The sequence below is a fragment of the Actinomadura harenae genome, from assembly GCF_003696215.1.
Classification (GTDB): domain Bacteria; phylum Actinomycetota; class Actinomycetes; order Streptosporangiales; family Streptosporangiaceae; genus Spirillospora; species Spirillospora harenae.
Genome location: NZ_RFFG01000064.1, coordinates 1 through 22,933, shown reverse-complemented (window position 1 = coordinate 22,933; position 22,933 = coordinate 1). Strand labels below are relative to the sequence as shown.

Below are 22,933 nucleotides of genomic sequence, written 5' to 3'. Positions count from 1 at the left end.
TCCTCCCCCGCCCGGTCCCACGCCCGGTCCCACGCCCAAGACCGAACGCCCCCGCAGGCCCTTCCCCGCCCCGGTCCGCTGCGGCCCCGACGACGACCGCGCCCCGCCGTACAGCGCGACGAGCACAGCAGGACGAGCGACAAGCCGCCTCAGCCTCACTGACGTCCCTCGAAGGCCCCCGATCCCCCGCCAGTGCACTGCGGCGTCTCCACACGCCACAGGGCCACACCTCGCCCGCGCGGGCGAGAGGAGGACGGCGCGGCACCGAGGGGGGCGGGAAACACGAAGGCCCCGGAGGCTGGAAGCTGAGCTTCCGGCCTCCGGGGCCTTGTGGCGGTAGTGGAGGTGGCGGGAATCGAACCCGCGTCCTTCGATGATGGGCCAGGGCTTCTCCGGGCGCAGCCTGCTTGACGCTTTCTCAGCCCCGGCGCTCTCGCAGGCGAGTCGCCGACGGGCTCAGTCGCTGTTAGGTGTTCTCTACTGCCCCGCGACCGGGCGGCAGAGTGGAGTCTCCTGATGATGCCGGATCCCGGGGCGGAGACGTACCCGGGCCGGCAGAGTCGCTACTCGCCTCAGGCGGCGAGAGCGAACTCGGACTGCTTCTTGTTGGCAGTTATAGGTTTGCTGTCACAGGATTTACGAGGTCACAACAGCAACCCTCGACCCGCTTCCCCTGGCTCGACCTACCGAAGTCGAGACCGGTCACCCCCATGTTGACTTGTCAAGAAGTCGGACGCCTGGGCGTCCAACACCAGACACTAGTAGGTCAACGTCGTGGATGCCAACGGGATTCCCGGGGTGGGAGAAAAGTGACGCCCCGGTGGGCGGCGAACATGTCGCGCCCACCGGGGCCGACCGGCAGGGTCAGGCCGGTCCGGACGGCAGAGCCTCCCCCGAGACGAGGCTCTGGTCTCATCACGGCGACTGGGGCCGCAACCCCCCGAGCGGCACCTCAGTCACCTGTGAAGACGTCCGGAACGGGCCGGAGGGTTGCCTCCGTCACGTCAAGAGATCACCAAATGGTGGCGGAGGTCTCACCGCTTGTGTCAGGGCTTGCGGGTGGGCTGCATCGTCGGGTTCGTCCCGTTCCCGGGTGTGTGACCCGGCGTCTGGCCGCCGCCGGTGCCGTTCGGCGGACGCTGGCCGCCGGTGCCCGGGGTCGTCCCCTGCGGGGGCTTGGTGGTGGACGGCGCGCTCGGCTGCGCGCCGTTCAGGAACGTCGAGGCGATCTTCGCAGCGTTCACCTTGCCCTCGACCGCGATCGCGAACGCCATGTCGTCGCGGAACCCGACGAACCAGGAGACGGTCTTGGCCTGGCCGCCCTCCTGGTAGTTCACGACCGCGCTCACGCCGGAGACCTGCCCGCCGCTGTCGACGTTGGCGTCCTTCGCCGCACCGGACTGGACGGACCGGCGCACCATCCGCTTCAGGTCGCCGGTCGCGACCGCGTCGAGCACCTTGGCCTGCGCGGACGGGGTGTCCACCGGGTCCTTGGTGATGAACGGCGGACGCCACACGCCGGACGAGACGGCGGCGGCCGCCGCGGCCATCGCCAGCGGCGAGGTGGTGACGCCGCCCTGCCCGGTCGCGACGAGCGCCTTCTGCCCGTCGTTGGCGGTGGCGGGGATCGTCCCGGCGTAGGACGGGAAGATGCCGCCCCAGTCCTTGCCGAGGCCGAACCGGGCCGCCGACTGGCTCAGCGCCTGCGGCGGAAGCTTGGTGGCGAGCTGCGCCAGGGATGTGGCGCAGTTCACCGAGAAGGCGCGCTCCAGGATGCCGGTGCGGGCCGCCTTGCCGGACGGGTTGGACACCGTCTGCCCGCCCACGTCCGCCGTGGCGGGGCACTCGACCTGGGTGCTCTTCGGGACGCCGTTCTGGAGCAGCGCGTCCGCCGTGATGAAGGAGAACGCCATGCCGGGCGGGTAGTGGCCCTCCATGGCCTCGTCGCGCCCGCCGGTGTCGTGGTTGGACACGGCGAGCACGTCGCCCGTGCCCGGCCGGACCGCCACCAGGGACGCCGGGTACTTCACCTTCGCCAGCGCCCGGTCGGCGCGCGGCTGGATCCTGCGGTCGAGCGTGGTGACGATCGGGGCCGGGTCGTGCCCCTCCCACGAACGCAGCTTCGTGACCTGCCTGCCCTCGGGGTCCTGCGCGACGACATCGATCGCCGGGGTGCCCGCGAGGCGGCGCTGGAGCAGCAGCTGGAGGCCGCTGACGCCGATCGTGTCGCCCGGCTGGTAGGGGGCGCCGACCTGCTGCAGCCGGTCGGCGGTGGCCGCGCCGAGCCTGCCGACGACCTCGGGGGCGAACTGCGGCTGGATCGGGATCCTGACGACCTGGAACCGGAGACCGTCCACCTGCTTGAGCCGTTCGATCAGCTTGTCGCCGCTGGACCGCTCGAGGGTGAGCAGGGGGAGGAACTTCTGCGGGGGCGCGGACCGGACGCGGCCGAGCAGCCGCTCGCCGTCCAGCCGCCGGCCGCCCTCGATCTTGGTGGTCTTCACCATCTGGTCGATGGTGGCCTTCGGGTCCTTCAGCTCGCCGGGAACGACCCCGACCAGGTCGGCCGGGACCGACCTCAGCACCGTCTTGGCGTTCTGGTCCTGGATCGGGGAGCGCGAGGGGACCCGTGTGACGACCGCGAGCCGCTGGCCCTGCTTCAGGCTCGGGTGGATGATCGACGGATCCCACTCGATCTTCCAGCCGGAACCCGCGCGCCGCAGGTTCATCGAGCTGTTGTAGGTCCAGGGCTCGCCGTTCTCACCTAGATCGATCTTGACGGCGAACTGCGCGGTCGCGGTGTCGCCCTTCTTGACGATCTTCAGCATGTCGAGCTTCAGCGAGGCCGCGTCCAGCTGGCTGCGGACCCCTCCGAGGGCCGCGGCCACCTGCCCCTGGTCCGCCCCCATGGTGTGCCCGGCTGCGGCGGGGTAGTTGCCGACCTCCCAGGCGACCAGGAAGTCCCGGACGGCGGGCATCGCGGACTGCTCGGCGAAGCACGCCGACGCCGAGCCACCGACGAGGACGACGCAGGCCCCCGCCGAGATCGTCCGGCGCGCCATGCTGCGGCCTCGGAGATTCATCGACACCCTTCACCGTCTCCTGAGCCGGGCCGCGGCCGCCTTCTGCATCTCGCGGTCGGCCTCGCGCTTGGCGATGGCCTGGCGCTTGTCGTACGCCTTCTTACCACGGCCCAGCCCGATCTCGATTTTCGCTCGGCCGTCCTTGAAATAGAGCGCCAGCGGGACCAGCGTCCACCCCGGTTCGTCGGTCTTCTGCTCGATCTTCGAGATCTCCCGGCGGTTCAGCAGGAGCTTGCGCCGGCGCCGCGGGGCATGGTTGGTCCACGTGCCCTCGGTGTACTCCGGGATGTGGACGTTCTCCAGCCAGACCTCGTGGTCCATGACGTGCGCGTAGCCGTCGGCCAGCGAGGCCCGTCCGGCGCGCAGCGCCTTGACCTCGGTGCCCATGAGCACCAGGCCGGCCTCCCAGGTGTCGACGATCTCGTAGTCGTACCGGGCGCGCTTGTTCTGGGCGATCATCTTTCGCCCCTGCTCACGTGGCACGGGAATCAGCCTCGGTTCTGGTCGGGTCACACCGGCCCGGCGCCGGTCGGGGGCGCCGGAACGGGAACGTCGGCCCAACGCGGAGCCGCCCTCGTCCGGAAGGCGGACGGGGCGGCATCGCTGCGCCGGACCTCGGCCCAGTGTAGGCGGGTGATCAGATGCGCAGGTATCGGCGCAGGGTGAGGAAGGACGCCACCGCGCACAGCAGGACGCCGAAGCAGATGGCCACGATGATGACCAGCGACACCGAACCCCAGCCCAGCTTCGAGGCCATCTGGATGTTGCTCGCGAGCCGGTCGACCAGCAGCATCTTGGAGAACACCAGCAGCACCGCGGCGAGCACGCCGCCGATCAGGCCGGCGATCGCGCCCTCCAGGATGAAGGGCAGCTGGATATAGGTGTTGGACGCACCGACCAGGCGCATGATCCCCGTCTCCCGGCGCCGGTTGAACGCCGACAGCCGGACGGTGTTGCCGACCAGCAGGACCGCCGCGACCACCTGGATGGCCGCGATGATCAGCGCCGCGCTCTGCAGGCCGCCGAGGATCCGGAAGAACTTCTTCAGGATCTCCTGCTCGTTGACGACCTGGTCGACACCCGGCTGGCCGAGCACGGACTGCGAGACCGCCTTGTACTGCTTGGGATCCTTCAGCCGGACGCGGAAGGAGTCGGGGATGTCGCCCTCGCGGACGCTCTGAACGAACCCCGGCGTGGTCGAGAAGCGGTCCTTGAAGCGAGAGTAGGCATCGTTCTTACTCTCGTACTCCACCTTGGAGACCTGCGGCAGCGCCTGGAGCTTGCTCTTGAGCGCGTCCTTCTCGCTCTGCTGCGCCTCCTTGCCCGCGCAGGATGGATTGGAGGAGGTCTTCGCGCAGAGGAAGATCGAGACCTCGATCTTGTCGTACCAGTAGTTCTTCGAGGAGTTGGCCTGGTTGTGCAGCAGCAGACCGGTGCCGAAGAGCGCCATGGCGATGGCGACGGTGATGACGAGGGAGATCGTCATCGTCAGGTTCCGGCGGAGACCGATCCAGATCTCCTGGAGAACGAACTGTGCGCGCATGCCTCGCTGTCCTTGATCGCCTGTGCCCCGGTGGGAGCTTCGAGTGCCGGTGCAGGCTACCGCTCTGCGACCGCTGGGCCGCGCGGGCGGCGTGTCCCGGGGCGTCGCCCCGGTCGCGCGCCGTCCCGGCGTCGGGTTGGGGGCGCTTAGTACGCCTGGCCGTAGACGCCGCGGGACTGGTCGCGGACGACGCGGCCGTCCTCGAGCTCGACGACCCGCTTGCGGAACGCGTCGACGATGGCGGCGTCGTGCGTGGCCATGACGACGGTGGTGCCGGTCCGGTTGATCCGGTCGAGCACCTTCATGATGCCGATGGACGTGGCGGGGTCGATGTTCCCGGTCGGCTCGTCCGCCAGCAGGATCATCGGCCGGTTCACGAACGCGCGGGCGATCGCGACACGCTGCTGCTCGCCGCCGGACAGCTCGTCCGGCATGCGGTGCGCCTTGCCCTCCAGGCCGACGAGGTCGATGACCTCGGGGACGACCTTGTTGATGAACCGGCGGGGCTTGCCGATCACCTCGAGGGCGAACGCGACGTTCTCGAACACGTTCTTGTTGGGGAGGAGCCGGAAGTCCTGGAACACGCACCCGATGCGGCGGCGCAGGTGCGGGACCTTCCAGTTGCTCAGCTTGCTCAGGTCCTTCCCGGCCACGTGGACGTGGCCCTGGGACGGCCGCTCCTCCTTGAGGATCAGTCGCAGGAAGGTGGACTTACCGGAGCCGGAGGGACCGACCAGGAACAGGAACTCGCCCTTCTCGATGGCGACGTTCACGTGCTGGAGGGCGGGCCGGTTCTGGTTCTTGTAGCCCTTGGTGACGTTGTCGAAGTGAATCACGGCTGCATCACGGCGGTTCAGCACCATTCTTGCGAAGGACCCGCGCGGCCCCAGGGGACGGACCACTCAGCGTAGCCCTCGGACCTACATCGGGCTCGGAACACTCGACCTTAGGGGCTGAATCCGAGGAACCGGTAACCGGCCGCCCTCAGACCCCGTCCCACCTGCGACGAGTCCGGCCGCGCACCCCGCCGGAGCCGGATCGGCTCGACGGGCCGCGTGGCCCCGTGCAGTGTAGAGGCGAGGTCGGGCCGCCTCGACCGCACGGACCCCTGGCAGGCACCAGGACTTTACAACCGGGACGCGACGATTGCCGGGGAATCGCGCCTAAAGTTCTCAGTGACAGATAGTTCCCGATCGAGAGGGGCAGCCGGATGAGCTGCGAACATCTGGTCTGCGCGAACTGCTCGGGGCCGGTCGTCGAGGGCCGGTGCCCGACCTGCCGGGCCGCCCGCGCCGAGGTCCACCGGCACGGCCCGTCCGTCCCGCCCGCGCTGGTCCTGGCCGGACTGGTCGCGCTGCTGTTCGTCGCGCTCCTGCTCCAGCGCCTCTACGGCTGACCCCGGCCGCCCGGCCCGCCCCTAGCTGGGCTTGGGGAGGGGCGTGGTCGCCTTGCTGATCGTCCCGAAGTAGCCGATGACGTCGGCCTTCGGCAGGTTCGCGTCGCTCTTGGGGTTCGCCGGGTCGGCCGCGGCGAGCTGGAGCGTCTCGGTGTAGTCGATCTCATAGCCGGGGACGGTGCCGTCCAGCAGATGGGCGGTCTCCGGCGGGATCGGCGGCTTGCGCTTCGGCCGGTCCTTCGACTTCACCGAGAGCTGGTTGTTGCGGAACAGGGAGTACAGCACCAGCGCGCCGCCCTTGTCGGAGCGGAGCGCGAAGATCGGGTACGGGGTGGCGACCACCACGCTGGAGAACCCGAGCCCCTGCTTGCGGGCCTTCTTCCTGGCCGCCTGGATGTCGGCGTTCATGCCCGTCGTGACCGGCCCGGACGCCATCACCTTGGACGCCACGCTGGACGGTCCCTCGGCGGCGATCGTCGCCTGGATGCCGGGCAGGTCGCGCGGCCTGATCAGGACCGAGGTGTCGGCGGTCTCCAGGGCGGTCGCGTACCCCTGGGCGTCCAGGACGACCTTGGGGAGCTTGGCCTTCGGGTCGAGGTCGGTCTCGACGCTGAGCTTCCACTGGTCCCCCGGCGACCGCAGGATGAAGGCCATGAGGGCCGTCCGGGTGCTCTTGGGCTTGCCCTGCTCGGTGCGCGGGACGGCCGCGACGAACCACTGCGGGAACGTCTTGACCTCCTGGAACTTCGGCACATAGAAGATCGGCTTGCCGAAGCCGAAGCGCGGGACCGGGTCGCCGTCGTGGGCGGCCTTGCGGAACTCGGCGGCGGTCAGGGTGTACTGCCCGTCCACGACCCAGCTCAGGGCGAGCCGCTCGTCGCCGGACGCGCGGGCGACGTCGTCGTTGACCGTCCAGGACTTGAAGCGGTCGGCCGCGAGCTGCGGCGTCAGCGCCACGGGCGTCGGAGTCGGACGCGGCGGGGCGGGAGTCACCTTCGTCCTGGCCTTGGAGCCGCCACCGCACGCGGAGGCGGTCAGCGCGAGCGCCGCGAGGACGGCCGTCGCCGCCCGGTACTTCCTCGGCACCGCGCCCCCTCGCCACCCCCGACCGGCCTTCCTGGCCGACCCCATCGTGATTGTGCCATTCACTAGGGTATTGGGCGATCGCTCGGGCACTGGCCGGACGGAGATAAGCTCTGTTACGTGGCTGCCATCGATCCTCAGGATCAACTCAAGGAGCTCGACGCGACGTTGTCCGGCATCGAGCAGGTGCTGGACATCCCCTCCATGGAGCGGAACATCGCCGAGCTGCGCGAGCAGTCGGCCGACCCCGAGCTCTGGAACGACCAGGAGCGCGCCCAGGTGGTGACGCGCAAGCTGTCCCACCTGGAGGCCGAGCACAACCGGGTCACCGCCCTGCGCCAGCGCCTCGAGGACGTCGTGACGCTGTACGAGCTCGCCGGCGAGATGGACGACGCCGACACCCGGGACGAGGCCGACGCCGAGCTCGCCTCCGTCCACAAGGCGGTCCAGCAGCTCGAGGTCCGCACCCTGATGTCCGGCGAGTACGACGCCCGCGAGGCCCTGGTCACCATCAACGCCCAGGCGGGCGGGGTGGACGCGGCCGACTGGGCCCAGCAGCTCCAGCGCATGTACATGCGGTGGGCCGAGCGTCACAACTACCCGACCGAGATCTACGAGACGTCCTTCGCCGAAGAGGCGGGCATCAAGTCGACCACGTTCGTGGTGAAGGCGCCCTACGCGTACGGCACCCTGCGCGGCGAGCACGGCACGCACCGGCTCGTCCGCATCTCGCCCTTCGACAACCAGGGCCGCCGCCAGACCTCGTTCGCGGGGCTGGACGTCGTCCCGGTCGTGGAGCAGAGCGACCACGTCGACATCGACGAGAGCGACCTGCGCATCGACGTGTACCGGTCGTCCGGTCCGGGCGGCCAGGGCGTCAACACCACCGACTCGGCGGTCCGCATCACGCACCTGCCGACCGGCATCGTGGTGTCCTGCCAGAACGAGCGCTCGCAGCTGCAGAACAAGGCGACCGCGATGAACGTCCTGCAGGCCAAGCTGCTGGAGCGCAAGCGCCAGGAGGAGGCCGAGCAGATGGCCTCGCTGCGCGGCGAGGGCACCAGCTCGTGGGGCACCCAGATCCGCAACTACGTCCTGCACCCGTACCAGATCGTGAAGGACCTGCGGACGGGCGTCGAGGCCGGCAACCCGACGGCCGTGCTGGACGGCGACATCGACGACTTCATCGAGGCCGAGATCCGCTGGATGCGCCAGCAGGAGTCCGAGTCCGCCTCGTCCTGACGTCCCTGACGCTGCTCCGGCGTCCTTGAAGTTTCCGGCCCGCGGTTCCCCGAGAGGGACCGCGGGCTTCTTCGTGGGCGCAGGCCCTCGGCACACCGCGCGGCAAAGCGGACATCTCTCTCATAACGCATTCAGAGCGTGATGGAGTCGTGACTCTGCGATGATGTCGATCAGAAAGAGTCGCCTCTCCCCTCGGGGGCCGCCATGCTCGCTGGCCAGATCCGTCCCGTTTCGTCCAGGCGCCACCCTTCCGCAACGCCTTCCGGCTCGGCGGCCCCGCGCGGGCGCGCCGCCCTCGCGATCCACGGAGCCCTCACGATCCACGGACGCTCCGGTGTGCTCGTCCTGGCGCTGCTGGCCGGGGTGCCGCCGGCCGCCGGGTGCGGCGGGTCGAACGCGGGCGCCACCGGAGCCCCCGCCCTGCTGCGCGACCAGGCGCAACAGGCCGTGATGGCGTACGCCGCCGCCGTCGGGCAGGCGGGCGACAGGCTGGACGCGTCGCTCCTGCCGAAGGCCGAGGCCGACCCGCAGCTCACCATGGACACGGCCGCCGTGAAGCTGCGCCGCATCGTCAAGGCCAGGACGGGCACCCTGAAGCTCTCGCACGTCCGCGTCGCCGTGCCCCGGCAGTCCGCCTACCCGCGCTGGTTCGCGGCCGAGGGGGTCAGCGGGTCCGGGAAGGACGCCCTGCGCCACGCGATGCTGTTCACCCAGGCGAAGGCGGGCGCGCCCTGGCTGCTGAGCGCCGACCCGTTCCCCACCGACACCGCGTTCTCCCGCGTCGCCCTCGACCACGACGGCTACGCGGAGGCGGTCGCCCCGTCCGCGAGCGGGCTCGCGATCGCCCCGGACCGGCTGGCCGCCGCCCACGCCGCGCTGCTCAACGGCGGTCCGCGGGCCGCCGGGGCCGACCGGCTGGCCCCCGGCCCGAAGACGACCGAGGCGTTCACGGCCCTGCGGCACGCCGAGGCGGGCCTGCGGAGGAACGGCATCACCCTGGAGTCGCGGTTCTCGCCCGCTCCCGCGCCCGTCCACGCGCTGCGCACCCGGGACGGCGGCGCTCTGGTCTGGTACGTCCTCAAGCAGAACGAGGCGTATTCCGCGACGAAGAAGGGGAAGCTCACCGTTACGGGCGACCTTGTCGGGCTCGCCCCGCCGTCGTCCGTCTCGACCCGCATGGACACCACCGTGCTGATCCAGTACCTCGCGACCGTCCCGGCCCACGGCGGGGCCGGTGTGACCGGGATGTACCGGAAGGCCGTGGCCGCATCCGGCCACTGAGACCCCGTCGGGGCCGGTGCGCTCCGCTCTTCCTGACCGCTGCAGCGGTCCCGCACCGGCTCCCGACGGTCCCATCGATCTCGTCCTAGTGCCGCGGCGTCCGGACGATCTCGGTGAGGCGGCTCAGGACGGCGACGTGCCCGTCGAGGTCCTCGGCCCGTGTCGTCCCCGGCAGGACGGCCATGATCTCGCCGTCGCGGACGCTCCACGCGGGGACCTCGCTGTCCAGGAGGGCCTGGACGCCGGCCCCGGACAGCCGTCCGCGCGCCTCGGGCGGCCGCACCTCGAAGCGCGCGTCGAACGCGTCCGCGTCGGTGGCGTTCTGGGCGAGCGACCCCATCAGCTTCGCGCCGAGGCCGCGCGCCTGGATCTCCATGTCGGGCGTCCCGTCGCCGGCCCGGACGGTCAGCACGGTCAGGTGGTAGGTGGCGGTCTCGCCGCGCTTCGACCCGTCGCCAGCGGCGATCGTCTTCGGGACGACGTAGGCGCCGCTGCCGATCGTGGCGTCCCGGTCGGCCACCCGCCCTTCGAGCAGGTAGCCGAGGGTGACGTTCTCGTGGGGGGAGCGGTCCTGCCAGGGTGGTCGGGGGTTCTCACCGGTGAACGCCCAGCCGTGCGTGTCCGCCCATTCCCGTACCTCGCGCAGCCGGGCCTTCTCGCCCTGGTTCCGCCTGTACGCCACACGGCCCGCGACCGCGAGGATCGCGGCCGCCGCGGCCGCCCAAAGGACCATCTGGGTACCAGACACTTGTCCTCCCCTTTACCTTGTGGGACGAGGAAGGGGCGAGTCCAGTTCCGGTCAGGGGGGATCGCCCAGAAGTCCGGCGAGGCGGCGGATCGTGCCGAGGTGCTCGTCCAGGTCGGACGGGTGGAGGGGGCTGTACCGGACGACCATCAGCTCGCCCCGCCGGAGGCTCCACAGCGGCGGCTCGTCGTCCAGGTGGGCGCGGATGAGGTCGGACGAGAGCCGGTCGCGTGTCGCGTCGGGAAGGTCCGACTCGGCCTGGAGGGGCGCGCCGGGTCGTTCGTCCAGGTGGACGACGAGGACGGTGAGGTGGTTCGTGACGGTCTCGGTGCGCTTGCGGCCCTCGGCGTCCGTGATGACGCGCCGGGTCGGGTAGGTGCCGTGCCCCAGGGAGGCGGGCAGGCTTCCGACCTGACCGGTGAGCAGTTCGCGGACGCGCAGCCCGTCGCGTCCGACCCGCGCCCGCCAGGGGACCCCGAGATCGCCCTCGGCGAAGGACCACCGGTGTTCGGCCGCCCAAGTCCGCAGGCCGCGGACGCGCTCGTCCTCGTCCACGCGCTTCTCGCGGGACGCGCCGACGGCGACCAGCGTGACCGCGGCGACGAGCAGGACTCCGAGTATCACCAGTCCGGCCATGCGGCTCCCTCCCGTCCCCCGTCGGACGCGACGTCCCCGACGCCGGTTCCGCTTGACCTGTTTTGCCCCGATCCACGACCCTGAATCCCATGATCACCATCAGGCCCGGAGACTCCGGAGACATCACGGCCGTCCTCGGCCTGTTCGACCGCGCCGTGGAGTGGCTCGTCGCGCGCGGGCAGACAGGCCAGTGGGGCGACGAGCCGTGGACGGGCAACGCGAAGCGCGAGGCCCTCGTCGAGCGTCTGGCCGCCTCCGGCGGCCTGCGCGTCGCCGTCATGGACGGGAAGGTCGTGGGCGCCGTCAGCCTGGGAGTCGCCCCGGACTACGTCGCGCCCGCCACCGTCTCGGAGCTCTATGTCGAGGCCCTGGTCACCGACCGTCGGCACAAGGGCGCGGGCATCGGAACCGCCCTGCTGCGCACCGGCCGGGAGGAGGGCATCGCCCAGGGCGTCTCCCGGCTTCGGGTGGACTGCTGGGCTGGGGCCGAGGGCGAACTCGTCCGCTATTACGAGAGCCAGGGCTTTACCCGGGACACCGAATTCGTCGTGGCCGACCATCCTCGAGGGCCTTGGCACGGGCAGGTTCTCGTCCAGCCCCTTTAGTCCGGCCGATCGGGGACCTCACTCGAATTCCGTGGCGGCTATGACGTTGTCGGGGAAATCGAGCCAGATGGTCTGGCCCTCCGGGGTCACCGTGATGCCGTAGCGGGTGAAGTCGGGGCCTCCGGCCTTGATCCAGCGTTCCACCGCGTCGAATCCGACGCGCGGCAGAAGGCGCTGGTCGCGGAGGGGCATGAAGAACGCCTGGGCGATGAGGCGTCCCTCCGCGGTGCCGTCCGGATTCACGACGAACCGTGCCAGCCGTCCGTCCGGGTGGACCGTTTCCGCCCAGGGAACGAGGATCACCCCACCCGGACGCGTCTGCTCGACCCACGCGTAAGGGACGGTGTGCGCGGCCGCCGTGACGATGACTCCGTCATAGGGGGCCGCGGGTGGATATCCGTCCTTTCCGTTCGCCGTGATCACCCGCACCGGGTATCCGGCCCGGCGCAGGGCGGCCCGCGCGTGGCCGGCCACGTCCGGGTCGATCTCGACGCTCACGACATGGTCGCCGCCCAGCAGGTACGCCAGCAGGGCGGCGTTGTAGCCGGTGCCCGTCCCGATCTCCAGGACGCGCATCCCGGGCTCCAGCTCGAGCATGTCGATCATCTCGACCATGAGCGACGGCTGGCTGCTGGAGCTCGTGGACTCCATGCCCCGTCCCGTGGCCGGATCGCACAGGCCGGGCGGCAGTGTGGGGTCGGGGCGGACCTGGATGACGACCGGCTCGTCCCGCCGAACCTGCTCACGCCACCGCTCGGGGGCGTCGTGCCTGTTCAGCGGGACGAGCGTCCCGTGCTCGCCGAGCACGAAGATCTCGTCGGGGATGAAGTCCTCCCGCCGGACCGCCGTGATCGCGTCGCCGGGATCCACCGTTCGCCGAGGACGCATGCCCTCCACACCCTGTCGCCGTCGCCCGCCCCTCCGGAACCTTCCCCTGGTCCTACCCACCCTCGATCACTTTCGTTACCGAGCGTGAGCGCCGGGGATCAGACTCCCCTCTCCGCCCCCTTCCGATGGAGTTCGAACCAGACGGTCGTTCTGGACCGTTCCGCTGTCCAACCCCAGTCGGCGGCCAGGACCGCGACCATGAGGAGCCCTCGACCCGACTCCTGCCAGTCGGACGACTCGACCAGGTGCGGGATGGTCCGCGCTCCCCCGTCGTCGGTCACCTCGACCCGCAGGCACTCGTCCCGGACGAGGATCCGCACGTCGACGCCCCCGCCGCGGCGTCCGGACGCGGTGTACCGGACGGCGTTCGTGAGCACCTCGGACACCAGGAGCTCCAGGTCGTCCAGGTCGACGCCCCAGGCGTGCGCCTCGGCGACGCCGCGTAGCGCGCGCCGTGCCTCCCCGATGTCCAGCGGCTCGCCCGTCCCGCCCGCAAGGCGGAGCGCCGGGTAGCCGCCGTCCGGGCCGCCCACCGGCCTCGGCACGAGGAAGCCGCCGGTCATCGCCGCACCGCCGCGACGCTTTCCGCAGCGCAGGACGTGTCCCCCTCGACCGCCGCGGCCCGCTGATCGCCATCCCCTCGAAAGCACCACTGCCCGCCCATCCCCGATTCACTTTCCTCCGACAGTCGGACTCTTCGCATTCGCCTGCGCACCGTCGGTGATCGATGGCACGCTGTGCAAAGACTGCTTATACGAAGCGCAACATGCAAGTAATGCAAAGGCATTGAGTGCACTCAGTGATCAGAGTGTCACCGGCAGGCCACCCTCCGCCCGGCCGGAAGGAGCGAACATGTCGAGTCGCAAACCCGTCCTCACCATCCGCCTCCGCCGCCTCGCGGCCGAGCTGCGCCGGCTCAGGAAGGACGCCGGCCTGACCCGGGACGAGGTCACCGGACGCACCGCGCTGAACCCGGCCACGCTCTGGCGCATCGAGACCGCCAAGACCCGCCCCCAGGCCCGGACCCTCAAGACCCTGCTCGACCTCTACGACGCCTCCGACGACCAGCGCGCCGAGCTGACCGTCCTCCTCCGCGAGTCGGCCGTGCGCGGACGGGCCCACATCATCGCCCGGGAGCTCCCCGAGCGTTACGCCGCCTACATCGAGTTCGAGGGTTCGGCCACCCGGATCTCGAACTTCGAGTGCGCCTTCATCCCCGGACTCCTCCAGACCGAGGAGTACGCGCGGGCGACGATCGAGGGCGGCCGGCCGGGCATGACCGAGGACGAGGTCAACCACCGCGTCGAGGCGAGGATCCGGCGCCAGGAGCTCCTCACGTCGGACGGCCCGCCGGAGCTGCGGGCCATCCTCGACGAGGCCGCCCTCCGGCGCCGGGTCGGCGGGATCGGGCTGATGGCCCGTCAGGCGGAGCACCTGCTCGACGCGGCGGCGCTGCACAACGTCACCGTCCAGGTCGTGCCGTTCGCGGCCGGGGCGCACCCGGGGATGATGGGGCCGTTCGTCGTCATGGACTTCCCCGAGGACGTCGGCGTCCGCGTCGCCTATCTCGACGGCCAGGTCGGCGACCTCTTCCTCGAGGAGGAGGCCGAGGTCCAGCGCTATAGCCTGGCGTTCGAGCACCTCCGCGGAGCGGCGCTCAGCCCGCGGGCCTCGACGGCCCTGATCGCGGAGGTCGCCAGGGATTCCCGAGCCTGAAGGGACGTCATGCGCGCACCCCACGAGCCGTCCGTCCTCCGCTGGAGGACGTCCGGTCACAGCAGCCCGGAGGGCCAGTGCGTCGAGGTCGCCGGGCTCGTCGGCGGCCTCGCGGTCCGCGACAGCAAGGACCCGGGCGGCCCCCGGCTCGTCCTTCCCGCGGCGGCCTGGGACGCCTTGAGCTCGGCGATCAGGGCCCGCTAGGAGCCGGGCCGGCCCGGGCGGCGACGCCGTCGTTCAGTTCAGGTTCGCGTACACGAACGGCACGACGAACGCGATGAGGGACAGGGCCTCGGCCAGCGCGAACCCCAGGATCATGTTCTGGCGGATCACCGTGGTGAGCTGCGGCTGCCGGGCGATGGCCAGGCACCCGAGGCCGAAGATCAGGCCGATCGCGATGCCGGGGCCGATGGTCGCGATGCCGAAGGCCACCGCGGCGATGTGCCCCTTGACCTCGGCGACGACGGGCAGTGGTGCGTGGATCGGTGGCGCGTGGATCGGTGGCGCGTCGATCGGTGGCGCGTGGGTCATGCGTGGATCCCCTCACGTGGTCGCGAGGTTCTCGTGGTCGCCGGGCGCTCCCGCTACGGCGGATGACGAACAAACACAAGAACCTCTTTTCCGATTTGTTCCTTCGTGAGAGACATTCCCGCTCCGCACCCCTCCGACGATCCTTTGGACCGTCCAACACCGGCCACGCGCAGGGCCGGGAACGCCGCGGCCCCCGCCTGGTGGGGCGGGGGCCGCGGGGGTGCCCTGGGGTTAGAGGGCGCTGGTGCTGGCCAGGGTGCGGATCGCGCCGAGGGCGACCGACAGGGTCGCCAGGTCGAAGCTGTCGCTCTCCCAGATCTCGGTCAGCGTCTGCTGGGCCCGCGTGACGGCCGTGCGGTTCTTCTCGGCCCAGGCCGCGAGCCGCTCCTCCGGCCGCGTGCCGGACGCCGAGGTGACCAGGACGTCACGGGTGAGCGCGGCGTGGGCGGAGTACAGGTCGTCCCGCAGCGCGGAGCGCGCCATGGAGCGCCAGCGGTCGTCGCGCGGCAGGGCGATGATCCGCTCGCGCAGCCGGGTGATGTCGAGGCGGTCGGCCAGGTCGAAGTAGACCTCGGCGACCTCCTCGACCGGACGGCCCGACTCCCTGGCGATCGTGACCAGGTCGAACGTCGAGAAGGCCGGGACGAACATCGCGGCCTTCTCGGCGAGCTCGTCCGGGACGCCGCGCTCGGCGAACGAGTCGCGGCGCTGCTCGAACGCGGTCAGGTCGGGGCCCGCGAGCAGCTTGGGGAACTGCGCCGACAGGGCGACCGCGCCGCCGGCGAAGTAGTCGATCGTCTCCTGGATGTCGAACGGGGGACGCCGGTTGTGCAGCAGCCAGCGGGCGCCGCGCTCGGTGAGCTTGCGGGCCTCCAGCAGCATCGCGATCTGCGTCGACTCGTCCACCTGGTAGTCGAGGGCGTCGACCGAGCGCCAGAAGCGCGGCATGTCGAAGACCTCGCGGGCCACCAGGTACGCGCGGGCGATGTCGGACGACGACGCGCCCGTCTCCTCGTTCAGCCGGAACACGAACGTGGTGCCGGAGTTGTTGATCACGTCGTTCACCACGGCGGTGGTGATGATCTCGCGGCGCAGCGGGTGCCGGTCCATGTGCTCGCGGAACCGCTCGCGCAGCGCGGTCGGGAAGTACTCGACCAGCCAGTCCGCCAGGTAGGGGTCGTCCGGCAGGCCGTTGGCGATCAGCTCGTCGTCCAGGGTGAGCTTGGCGTAGGCGAGCAGCACCGAGAACTCGGGGCCGGTCAGGCCGAGCCCGGCCTGGCGGCGCTCGGCCAGGGCCTTGTCGTCCGGGAGGAACTCCAGGCGGCGCTTGAGCTTGCCGCCCCGCTCCAGCTTGCGCAGGTAGCGGGCGTGGACGTGGAGCATGGCCGGGGCCTGCGCGCGGGACGCCGCGAGCACCACGTTCTGCGCGTAGTTGTCGCGCAGCACCAGCGTGCCGACCTCGTCGGTCATCTCGTACAGCAGGGCGTCGCGCTGCTTGCGGGTGAGCTCGCCGTCCCGCACGACCTGGTCGAGCAGGATCTTGATGTTGACCTCGTGGTCCGAGGTGTCCACACCGGCCGAGTTGTCGATGAAGTCGGTGTTGACCAGGCCCCCGGCGCGGGCGTACTCGATCCGGCCGAGCTGGGTGAGGCCGAGGTTGCCGCCCTCGCCGACGACCTTGCAGCGCAGGTCGGCGCCGTCCACGCGGACGGGGTCGTTGGCCTTGTCGCCGACGTCGGCGTTGTTCTCGGTGGACGCCTTGACGTAGGTGCCGATGCCGCCGTTCCAGAGCAGGTCCACCGGCGCGCGCAGCGCGGCGCGGATCAGCTCGAACGGCGTCATGGACAGCACGCCCTCGTCGATGCCGAGCGCCCGCCGCATCTCCGGGGTGATCTTGATGGACTTGGCGGTGCGCGGGAACACACCGCCGCCCCGGGAGATCAGGGACGCGTCGTAGTCGGCCCACGAGCTGCGCGGCAGCGCGAACAGCCGCTGCCGCTCGGCGAACGAGCGGGCGGCGTCCGGGTCGGGGTCGACGAAGACGTGCCGGTGGTCGAACGCCGCGACGAGCCGGGTGTGCTCGCTCAGCAGCATGCCGTTGCCGAACACGTCGCCGGACATGTCGCCGACGCCGACGGCGGTGAAGTCCTCGTTCTGGACGTCCTTGCCCAGCGAGCGGAAGTGGTACTTGACCGACTCCCACGCGCCGCGCGCGGTGATGCCCATGGCCTTGTGGTCGTAGCCGACCGACCCGCCGGACGCGAACGCGTCGCCGAGCCAGAAGCCGTACTCGGCGGCGACGCCGTTGGCGATGTCGGAGAACGTCGCGGTGCCCTTGTCGGCCGCGACGACCAGGTAGGTGTCGTCGCCGTCGTGCCGGACGACGTCCGCCGGCGGGACGACCTTGCCGTCCACCAGGTTGTCGGTGAGGTCGAGCAGGCCGGAGATGAACTCCTTGTAGCAGGCGATGCCGGCGTTCATGAACGCCTCGCGGTCGGAGGAGTCCGGCAGCTGCTTGCCGACGAAGCCGCCCTTCGCCCCGGCCGGGACGATCACGGTGTTCTTCACCGCCTGCGCCTTGACCAGGCCGAGGATCTCGGTGCGGAAGTCCTCGCGCCGGTCGGACCAGCGCAGGCCGCCGCGCGCGACGGACCCGAACCGCAGGTGGACGCCCTCGACCCGCGGCGAGTACACGAAGATCTCGAACTTGGGCCGCGGGAGCGGCAGGTCCGGGATGCCCTCGGGGTCGAACTTCAGCGCCAGGTACGGCTTGCGCTGGTAGTGGTTGGTGCGCAGGGTCGCCTGGATCATCGCGAGGTAGGCGCGCAGGATGCGGTCCTCGTCGAGGCTGGCGACCTCGTCCAGGCGGCCGGTGAGCTCCTCGGTGATGCCCGCGGAGCGCTCGGACTCGCCGCCGGCGAGGGCCGGGTCGAGCCGCGACTCCCACAGCCGGACGAGCAGCCGGGTGATGCCCGGGTTCCGCAGCAGCACGCCCTCGATGTAGCGCTTGGAGAAGGACGTCCCGGTCTGGCGCAGGTACATCGCGTAGGCGCGCAGGATCATCGCCTGCCGCCAGTTCAGCCCGGTGTGGAGGACGAGCGCGTTGAACCCGTCGTTCTCGATGTCGCCGCGCCACAGCGCCTCGAAGGCCTCCTGGAACAGGGCCTTCACGTCGTCCTCGGCGACGTCGGAGGCGGGCTCGTAGCGCAGGCCGAGGTCGTAGATCCAGTAGCGGCGGCCCTCGAGGGTGTTGATCTCGTACGGCCGCTCGTCCACCACCTCGACGCCCATGTTGGACAGCAGCGGGAGCACCCGCGTCAGCGAGATCGGCTCGCCGAGGCGGTAGATCTTCAGGCGCCGCTCGCCCGGCGCGGCCTGGAACGGCTCGTACAGGTCGATTGAGGTGCCGTCGGCCACGGACGGGTCGGCCACGGACGGGTCGGCGTCGAGCGCGTCCAGACGGCGCAGGTCGTACACGGCGGTGCGGGCCGGGAAGTCGGCCTTGTAGCCCTCGGGGAACGCGTCGGCGTAGCGGCGGGTCAGCTCGCCCGTCTTCTCCTCGCCGCACTGCTCGACGATCGCGTCGGCCAGGTCGTCCGCCCAGGAGCGGGTGGCCGCCGCGAGGCGGTACTCCAGCTCGTCGACGTCGACGTCCGGGAGGGGGCGGCCGCGCTCGCCGCGCACGACGACGTGCAGGCGGGCGAGCATCGACTCGGTGACGTTGGCGCTGTAGTCGACCGCGACGCCGTCGAAGGCGCGGCGCAGGATCTCCTGGATGCGCAGCCGGATCCGGGTGGTGTAGCGGTCCCGCGGGAGGTACACCATGCAGGACATGAACCGGCCGTAGGGGTCCTTGCGCAGGAACAGCTTGAGCTGGCGGCGCTCGCGCAGCCGCAGCACGCCGAGCGCGATCGGGAGCAGCTCGTCGGCGGAGATCTGGAACAGCTCGTCCCGGGGGTAGGTCTCCAGGATCTCGACGAGGTCCTGGCCGTCGTAGCTTCCGGGGGTGAAGCCGCCGAGCTCCAGCACCTGGTCGAGCTTGCGCTTCAGGACGGGGATGTGCGCGATGGACTCGCTGTAGGCGACGTGCGTGAACAGGCCGAGGAACCGGCGCTCGCCGATGACCACGCCGTTCTCGTCGAACTTCTTGACGCCGACGTAGTCCAGGTACAGGGGGCGGTGGACGGTCGAGCGCGAGTTCGCCTTGGTGACGATCAGCAGCTTCTTCTCGGTGGCCTTCTCGCGCACCTCGGGGGGCAGCGCGGCGAAGCCGCCGGACTCGGGCTTGTCGTTGCGCAGGATGCCGAGGCCGGTGCCCGGGACGGGGCGCAGCGCGGTGCCGTCGTCGGTCAGCGTGTAGTCGCGGTAGCCGAGGAAGGTGAAGTGGCCGTCGGCGAGCCAGTCGAGCAGCTCGACGGTCTCGGCGCGCTCGCCCTCCGGGACGGGCGGCGGGGTCCGCGCGATGAGCTCGGCGATCTCGTTGGCCCGGGCCCGCATCTTCGGCTCGTCCTCGACCGAGACGCGGACGTCCTGCAGGACGCGCTGGAGGTCGTTCTCGAGCTCCTCCAGCCGGGCGTGGTCGGAGGTCCGGTCGATCTCGATGTGGATCCAGGACTCGTCGACGTCGGTGGGGCTCTCCAGGTTGGAGCGGAACCCGTGCAGGTGCCCGGCGACGTCGCGGTCCACCCCGAGCTGCGGGTGGACGATCATGTGGGTGGTGTACTGGTGCCGGTTCAGCTCCACGGCGACCGAGTCCACCAGGAACGGCATGTCGTCGGTGACCACCTGCACGACGGTGTGCCCGGGGTCCCAGCCGTGCTCGTCCAGCGTGGGGGTGAACACGCGGACCTTGGCCCGGCCCTGCGGCCGCTCCTCGCCGAGCGTCCGGTGCGCCATCGCGGGCCCGCAGATGTCGGACGGGTCGCGGTCGAGGAGGTCCTCCGGCGCCACGTGCCGGTAGTAGAGGCGGAGGTAGGCGATCGCGTCGTCGAGATCGTCCCCCCGCGAACCGGAGCCTTGGAGACAGGTCTCCGCCGCCCTCCTCAACAGGTCGTCTTTGGCCTGGTCGAGCTTGCCGCCCATCAAACAACTCCCGAAGAAGAGACCTCGCCACTCCGTTGTGGCGCTGCTCACCGCGTCAGCGTAGCCAGGAATGACCAAAAAGCCGACTTGGGCAGCGCCGTTCGACGCGCCGGTCACGTGGCGGTTCCGTGGCGAAGGTCTTGGTGGTTTCCGGCCGCTTTCGGCCGACTGGGAGCGTCCGCGAGGTCGTCGCGGACACCGTCTCCAGCGGCTTCCAGCCTACGGCGCGGGGTCCCGGCTCGCCGGGGACACACGCCAACACGCCGGTGCCCGGCGGGCCTTCCGGGAGGGTCGGGAACAAGATCGTCCCAGCGCATGGCGGGGTCCGGACGTCCACCCTGTGACGAAGATCACGTTTGGGGCGGACCGACCGGGCGATCAGCCGGCCGGCGCGGGCTGCTGCCCCTGCCCGCCGGTGACCGGCGGGGTGGACGGCTTGGTCGGCGGCTCCGTGGTCGTCGGAGGCGGGGTCTCCGGCGTCGTCGGCGTGGAGGTGTGGCTCGGCGTGTGCGTCGGGGTGTCGGTGGGCGACGCCGGCGGGCTGGACGGCCCGGTCGGCGTCGGCGACGAGGTGCCGGTCGGGTGGTCGGTCGGGGCCTCGGTCTCCGAGGACGTCGAGGACGGGCGGTGCCTGGTCGGCAGCGTGTCCGGCAGCGACGGCCCGCCACCGCCGCCGGTGTTGGTCGTGACCGGCTGCGGGTCGTTGTCGCCGGCCCGCTGCGTCGCCGCGCCCTTGTGGCCGGGCGCCAGCGCCAGGACGGCGGACACGATGACCACGGCGATCAGCGCGGCGGCCGCGCCCGCGATCGCGGCGGCGCGGCCGGTGCCGAACCGTCCGACGAAGGGGGACCGCCGGAAGGCGGCGCCCTTCGGCTGCGTGACGTGCGCGCCGGAGCCCCCGACGCCCTGCGTCCGCCCGACGTCGGCGACGGCGGCGCGCTCCTGGGCGGCGAACTCGGCCGGGGTCGGGAGGCGGCCCGGCCCCTCCTGGCCCGGGGCCTCCTGGGAGGGGATCTCCTCGGCGGCGGCCGCGCGCACCGGGTTCGGGGCCGTGCGGCGGCGTCCGAAGCGGCGGCGGCTGCGCTCGTTCTCCTCGGCGAAGTCGGCGGCGACGACGCTGCCGGCGGCGAGGATCGACGTCGCGTCGGACGGCTCGGGCACGGCCGGGACGGGCGTGGCCTGGGTGCTGTAGTCCTCGTGGCCGAGCAGGCGCATGAGCACCTGGCGGGCGTGCGGGCGGGCCGACGGGTCCTTGGTAAGGCAGTCGACGACCAGGTCGCGCAGCGGGCCCTCGAGGGCGCCGAGCTCCGGCTCCTCGTGCAGGATCCGGTTGATCACGGCGGGGATGGTGTCCTGCCCGAAGGGCGGCGCGCCGGTCGCGGCGAACGCGACGGTCGCGGCCCAGCAGAACACGTCGGCCGGGGTGCCCGCGCCCTCGGCCCGGATCTGCTCGGGTGCCATGTAGGACGGGGTGCCGATGACCTTGCTGGTGAGCGTGGTGGAGCCGCTGATCGCGCGGGCCACGCCGAAGTCGATGACGCGCGGGCCGTCCGGGCCGATCAGCACGTTGTGCGGCTTGAAGTCGCGGTGGACGATGTCGCCCTGGTGGATGGCGGCCAGCGCGGTCGCGGTGCCGACGGCGAGCCGCTCCAGCGCAGCACCCTCCAGCGGGCCCTCGTCCAGGACGAGCTGGTTCAGCGACGGGCCGGGCACGTACTCGCTGACGATGTAGGGCCGGTCGCCCGTCGCGTCGGCGTCGATGACCTGGGCCGTGCAGAACGGCGCGACCCGCTTGGCGACGTCGAGCTCGCGCAGGAACCGGGCGCGGGCCCGGTCGTCGGCGGTGAGGTCGGAGTGCAGCAGCTTGACCGCGACCCGGCGTCCGTCCTCGGCGGTGGCCAGGAAGACCGTGCCCTGCCCGCCCTCACCGAGCCGGCCGATCAGGGCGTACCGTCCCAGCCGCTCCGGATCTCCGGACCGCAGCGCCCCAACCTCCATGTCGCGAGACCGTCCCTCTCGTGTTGTCGGACCGGGTTGTCGTCGGACCGGGTTGTCGGACCGGGCTGTCGTCGGACCGGACCGTCCGGGAGACCGCGCGGCGTCCCCGTCACGCCGCCACCCGCGTCCCGGCCCCTCACCGGCCAGGCGATCACGGGCCACGACCGCGCGGTGCGGTCCCGGTCCCAGTGGGACGCCCCGGTGCGCGGGGAGGTTCACCCGTCCCTGCGACCTTACGACGCGATCTGACCCGACACGCCGCATCGGACGGGTTCGGTCGGCTCAAGCCTAGTGGGAAGGGGCGCCGAGCGATACCACACATTCCCGCCATGCACCCACATTCCCCCTGGTGAGAACCCTGTTTTCGAAGAATTTCGCGAGTGTGAGCGACGCGGCCGGGGTATCGGAACGCCTGACGATCTTGCAAGGAGGTACGACAGGCATGTCCATCCCCTTAAAGGCCGTGACCGGCGCGGTCCCGCTCACCGTGTCCCTGACGCTCGCGCTGGGGACCGGGGTGGCGGAGGCCAGGCCCGTCCCGGCAGGGAACGGCGAGGCGACCGCGACTCCCGAGCAGTCCGCACCGATGCGGCCCGCTCCGCAGCGTCCGGCCGAGGAGCCGGTCCGGGAGCGGTCCGCGCCGGAGCGATCCGCACCGGAACCATCCTTTCCAGGACCTTTCGCGCATGTCGCGGACCCCGCGTTCGACGCGGACCCGGACGAGGACCCGGCGCCGGCCGATGAGGCAGGGCTCCTGCCCGAGATGGCGGCGGCGTTCAACGCCGCCCGCACCCGACAGATCGCGAGCGCGGCGCAGGCCGTGCGATCCGACCAGGCCGCGCGTCCCGACCAGGACGTCCGGGCCGAGGAGGTCACCCAGGCCGACCAGGCCGCACATTCCGAGGCGGCCACGCGTCCAGAGCAGAGTGCGCAGGCCCGGCGGCCCATCCGGGACGCGGAGGCGGCGCAGAAAGGACAGGCAACGGCGGCAGGGCGGGCACGGGCCCCGCGCACCCGCCTGGGGCGGGCCGAGCCCGGCGCACCCCAGGCCGCCGTGCGGCGGCAGGCCGCCCTCAGGCAGCGCGCGCTACTGGCGCGGCGCTG

At 71.4% G+C, this 22,933-nt stretch carries 18 protein-coding genes, 1 other RNA gene and 1 pseudogene; 7 read left to right on the top strand and 13 right to left on the bottom strand.

Annotation, left to right across the window (positions count from 1 at the left end):
* Nucleotides 1-337 precede the first annotated feature (337 nt).
* The 5 genes from ssrA to ftsE form a co-directional block, all read right to left on the bottom strand.
* Nucleotides 338-710, bottom strand: a transfer-messenger RNA (tmRNA) gene (ssrA, locus tag EBO15_RS29085).
* A 336-nt stretch (nucleotides 711-1,046) separates the two neighbouring features.
* Nucleotides 1,047-3,083, bottom strand: coding sequence for a penicillin-binding transpeptidase domain-containing protein (locus EBO15_RS29080; protein ID WP_233616507.1), 2,037 nt, complete (start codon nucleotides 3,081-3,083; stop codon nucleotides 1,047-1,049).
* Nucleotides 3,084-3,092: 9 nt separating this feature from the next.
* Nucleotides 3,093-3,566, bottom strand: a complete 474-nt coding sequence (gene smpB, locus EBO15_RS29075; protein WP_122197653.1) for an SsrA-binding protein SmpB — start codon at nucleotides 3,564-3,566, stop codon at nucleotides 3,093-3,095.
* Nucleotides 3,567-3,720: 154 nt separating this feature from the next.
* Nucleotides 3,721-4,626 (bottom strand): permease-like cell division protein FtsX, encoded by a 906-nt coding sequence (gene ftsX / locus EBO15_RS29070; RefSeq protein ID WP_122197652.1) that lies wholly within the window; start codon nucleotides 4,624-4,626, stop codon nucleotides 3,721-3,723.
* Nucleotides 4,627-4,772: 146 nt separating this feature from the next.
* Entirely contained in the window at nucleotides 4,773-5,462 is a 690-nt protein-coding gene (gene ftsE / locus EBO15_RS29065; protein ID WP_122197651.1) for a cell division ATP-binding protein FtsE, read from the bottom strand.
* A 374-nt stretch (nucleotides 5,463-5,836) separates the two neighbouring features.
* On the opposite strand from ftsE, the gene EBO15_RS29060 reads away from it, so the two are divergent.
* Nucleotides 5,837-6,022 (top strand): hypothetical protein, encoded by a 186-nt coding sequence (locus tag EBO15_RS29060; RefSeq protein ID WP_026415743.1) that lies wholly within the window; start codon nucleotides 5,837-5,839, stop codon nucleotides 6,020-6,022.
* A 21-nt stretch (nucleotides 6,023-6,043) separates the two neighbouring features.
* Here EBO15_RS29060 and EBO15_RS29055 read toward each other — a convergent pair whose 3' ends face one another.
* Nucleotides 6,044-7,108 carry a hypothetical protein gene (locus EBO15_RS29055; protein ID WP_122197650.1) on the bottom strand — a complete coding sequence of 355 codons (1,065 nt, stop codon included), beginning with the start codon at nucleotides 7,106-7,108 and terminating at the stop codon, nucleotides 6,044-6,046.
* 117 nt (nucleotides 7,109-7,225) lie between these two features.
* Between EBO15_RS29055 and prfB the strand changes: the two genes are divergently transcribed.
* Nucleotides 7,226-8,347: a peptide chain release factor 2 gene (prfB, locus tag EBO15_RS29050; RefSeq protein WP_122197649.1), complete on the top strand. Its 1,122-nt coding sequence runs from the start codon at nucleotides 7,226-7,228 to the stop codon at nucleotides 8,345-8,347.
* A gap of 336 nt (nucleotides 8,348-8,683) precedes the next feature.
* Entirely contained in the window at nucleotides 8,684-9,628 is a 945-nt protein-coding gene (locus tag EBO15_RS29045) for a hypothetical protein (protein WP_122197648.1), read from the top strand.
* A gap of 85 nt (nucleotides 9,629-9,713) precedes the next feature.
* Here the strand turns inward: EBO15_RS29045 and EBO15_RS29040 are convergent, their stop codons facing one another.
* Together EBO15_RS29040 and EBO15_RS29035 are read right to left on the bottom strand one after the other, a co-directional pair.
* Nucleotides 9,714-10,376, bottom strand: coding sequence for a hypothetical protein (locus tag EBO15_RS29040; protein WP_147481692.1), 663 nt, complete (start codon nucleotides 10,374-10,376; stop codon nucleotides 9,714-9,716).
* Between the two features lie 51 nt (nucleotides 10,377-10,427).
* On the bottom strand, nucleotides 10,428-11,009 hold the full coding sequence (locus EBO15_RS29035) for a hypothetical protein (protein WP_122197646.1): 582 nt from the start codon (nucleotides 11,007-11,009) through the stop codon (nucleotides 10,428-10,430).
* A gap of 89 nt (nucleotides 11,010-11,098) precedes the next feature.
* Here EBO15_RS29035 and EBO15_RS29030 point away from each other — a divergent pair, with 89 nt between their 5' ends.
* Entirely contained in the window at nucleotides 11,099-11,614 is a 516-nt protein-coding gene (locus tag EBO15_RS29030; protein WP_233616506.1) for a GNAT family N-acetyltransferase, read from the top strand.
* Between the two features lie 18 nt (nucleotides 11,615-11,632).
* On the opposite strand, the gene EBO15_RS29025 is transcribed toward EBO15_RS29030, so the two are convergent.
* Together EBO15_RS29025 and EBO15_RS29020 are read right to left on the bottom strand one after the other, a co-directional pair.
* Nucleotides 11,633-12,502 carry a methyltransferase domain-containing protein gene (locus EBO15_RS29025; RefSeq protein WP_122197676.1) on the bottom strand — a complete coding sequence of 290 codons (870 nt, stop codon included), beginning with the start codon at nucleotides 12,500-12,502 and terminating at the stop codon, nucleotides 11,633-11,635.
* Nucleotides 12,503-12,600: 98 nt separating this feature from the next.
* Complete coding sequence (locus EBO15_RS29020) at nucleotides 12,601-13,065, bottom strand: ATP-binding protein (RefSeq protein WP_122197645.1); 465 nt, start codon at nucleotides 13,063-13,065, stop codon at nucleotides 12,601-12,603.
* 289 nt (nucleotides 13,066-13,354) lie between these two features.
* On the opposite strand from EBO15_RS29020, the gene EBO15_RS29015 reads away from it, so the two are divergent.
* Nucleotides 13,355-14,218: a helix-turn-helix domain-containing protein gene (locus EBO15_RS29015; RefSeq protein WP_122197644.1), complete on the top strand. Its 864-nt coding sequence runs from the start codon at nucleotides 13,355-13,357 to the stop codon at nucleotides 14,216-14,218.
* 9 nt (nucleotides 14,219-14,227) lie between these two features.
* Nucleotides 14,228-14,422: a DUF397 domain-containing protein gene (locus tag EBO15_RS29010; protein WP_122197643.1), complete on the top strand. Its 195-nt coding sequence runs from the start codon at nucleotides 14,228-14,230 to the stop codon at nucleotides 14,420-14,422.
* 33 nt (nucleotides 14,423-14,455) lie between these two features.
* Here the strand turns inward: EBO15_RS29010 and EBO15_RS29005 are convergent, their stop codons facing one another.
* From EBO15_RS29005 to EBO15_RS28995, 3 genes are all read right to left on the bottom strand, one after another.
* Complete coding sequence (locus EBO15_RS29005; RefSeq protein WP_122197642.1) at nucleotides 14,456-14,749, bottom strand: ATP synthase subunit c family protein; 294 nt, start codon at nucleotides 14,747-14,749, stop codon at nucleotides 14,456-14,458.
* Nucleotides 14,750-14,980: 231 nt separating this feature from the next.
* On the bottom strand, nucleotides 14,981-19,831 hold the full coding sequence (locus tag EBO15_RS29000; protein WP_122197641.1) for an NAD-glutamate dehydrogenase: 4,851 nt from the start codon (nucleotides 19,829-19,831) through the stop codon (nucleotides 14,981-14,983).
* Between the two features lie 378 nt (nucleotides 19,832-20,209).
* On the bottom strand, nucleotides 20,210-21,829 hold the full coding sequence (locus EBO15_RS28995) for a serine/threonine-protein kinase (RefSeq protein ID WP_122197640.1): 1,620 nt from the start codon (nucleotides 21,827-21,829) through the stop codon (nucleotides 20,210-20,212).
* Between the two features lie 442 nt (nucleotides 21,830-22,271).
* Here EBO15_RS28995 and EBO15_RS28990 point away from each other — a divergent pair.
* Nucleotides 22,272-22,933 (top strand): annotated as a pseudogene (locus EBO15_RS28990) (hypothetical protein); the annotation flags it as partial.

Bases quoted from the DNA above. Each gene is read 5' to 3' on its own strand.
- EBO15_RS29000 (WP_122197641.1), bottom strand. From the start codon at position 19,831: ATGGGCGGCAAGCTCGACCAGGCCAAAGACGACCTGTTGAGGAGGGCG.
- EBO15_RS29030 (WP_233616506.1), top strand. From the start codon at position 11,099: ATGATCACCATCAGGCCCGGAGACTCCGGAGACATCACGGCCGTCCTC.
- EBO15_RS28995 (WP_122197640.1), bottom strand. From the start codon at position 21,829: ATGGAGGTTGGGGCGCTGCGGTCCGGAGATCCGGAGCGGCTGGGACGG.
- EBO15_RS29080 (WP_233616507.1), bottom strand. From the start codon at position 3,083: ATGAATCTCCGAGGCCGCAGCATGGCGCGCCGGACGATCTCGGCGGGG.
- EBO15_RS29020 (WP_122197645.1), bottom strand. From the start codon at position 13,065: ATGACCGGCGGCTTCCTCGTGCCGAGGCCGGTGGGCGGCCCGGACGGC.
- ftsX (WP_122197652.1), bottom strand. From the start codon at position 4,626: ATGCGCGCACAGTTCGTTCTCCAGGAGATCTGGATCGGTCTCCGCCGG.
- EBO15_RS29005 (WP_122197642.1), bottom strand. From the start codon at position 14,749: ATGACCCACGCGCCACCGATCGACGCGCCACCGATCCACGCGCCACCG.
- EBO15_RS29010 (WP_122197643.1), top strand. From the start codon at position 14,228: ATGCGCGCACCCCACGAGCCGTCCGTCCTCCGCTGGAGGACGTCCGGT.
- EBO15_RS29035 (WP_122197646.1), bottom strand. From the start codon at position 11,009: ATGGCCGGACTGGTGATACTCGGAGTCCTGCTCGTCGCCGCGGTCACG.
- EBO15_RS29060 (WP_026415743.1), top strand. From the start codon at position 5,837: ATGAGCTGCGAACATCTGGTCTGCGCGAACTGCTCGGGGCCGGTCGTC.
- EBO15_RS29015 (WP_122197644.1), top strand. From the start codon at position 13,355: ATGTCGAGTCGCAAACCCGTCCTCACCATCCGCCTCCGCCGCCTCGCG.
- EBO15_RS29025 (WP_122197676.1), bottom strand. From the start codon at position 12,502: ATGCGTCCTCGGCGAACGGTGGATCCCGGCGACGCGATCACGGCGGTC.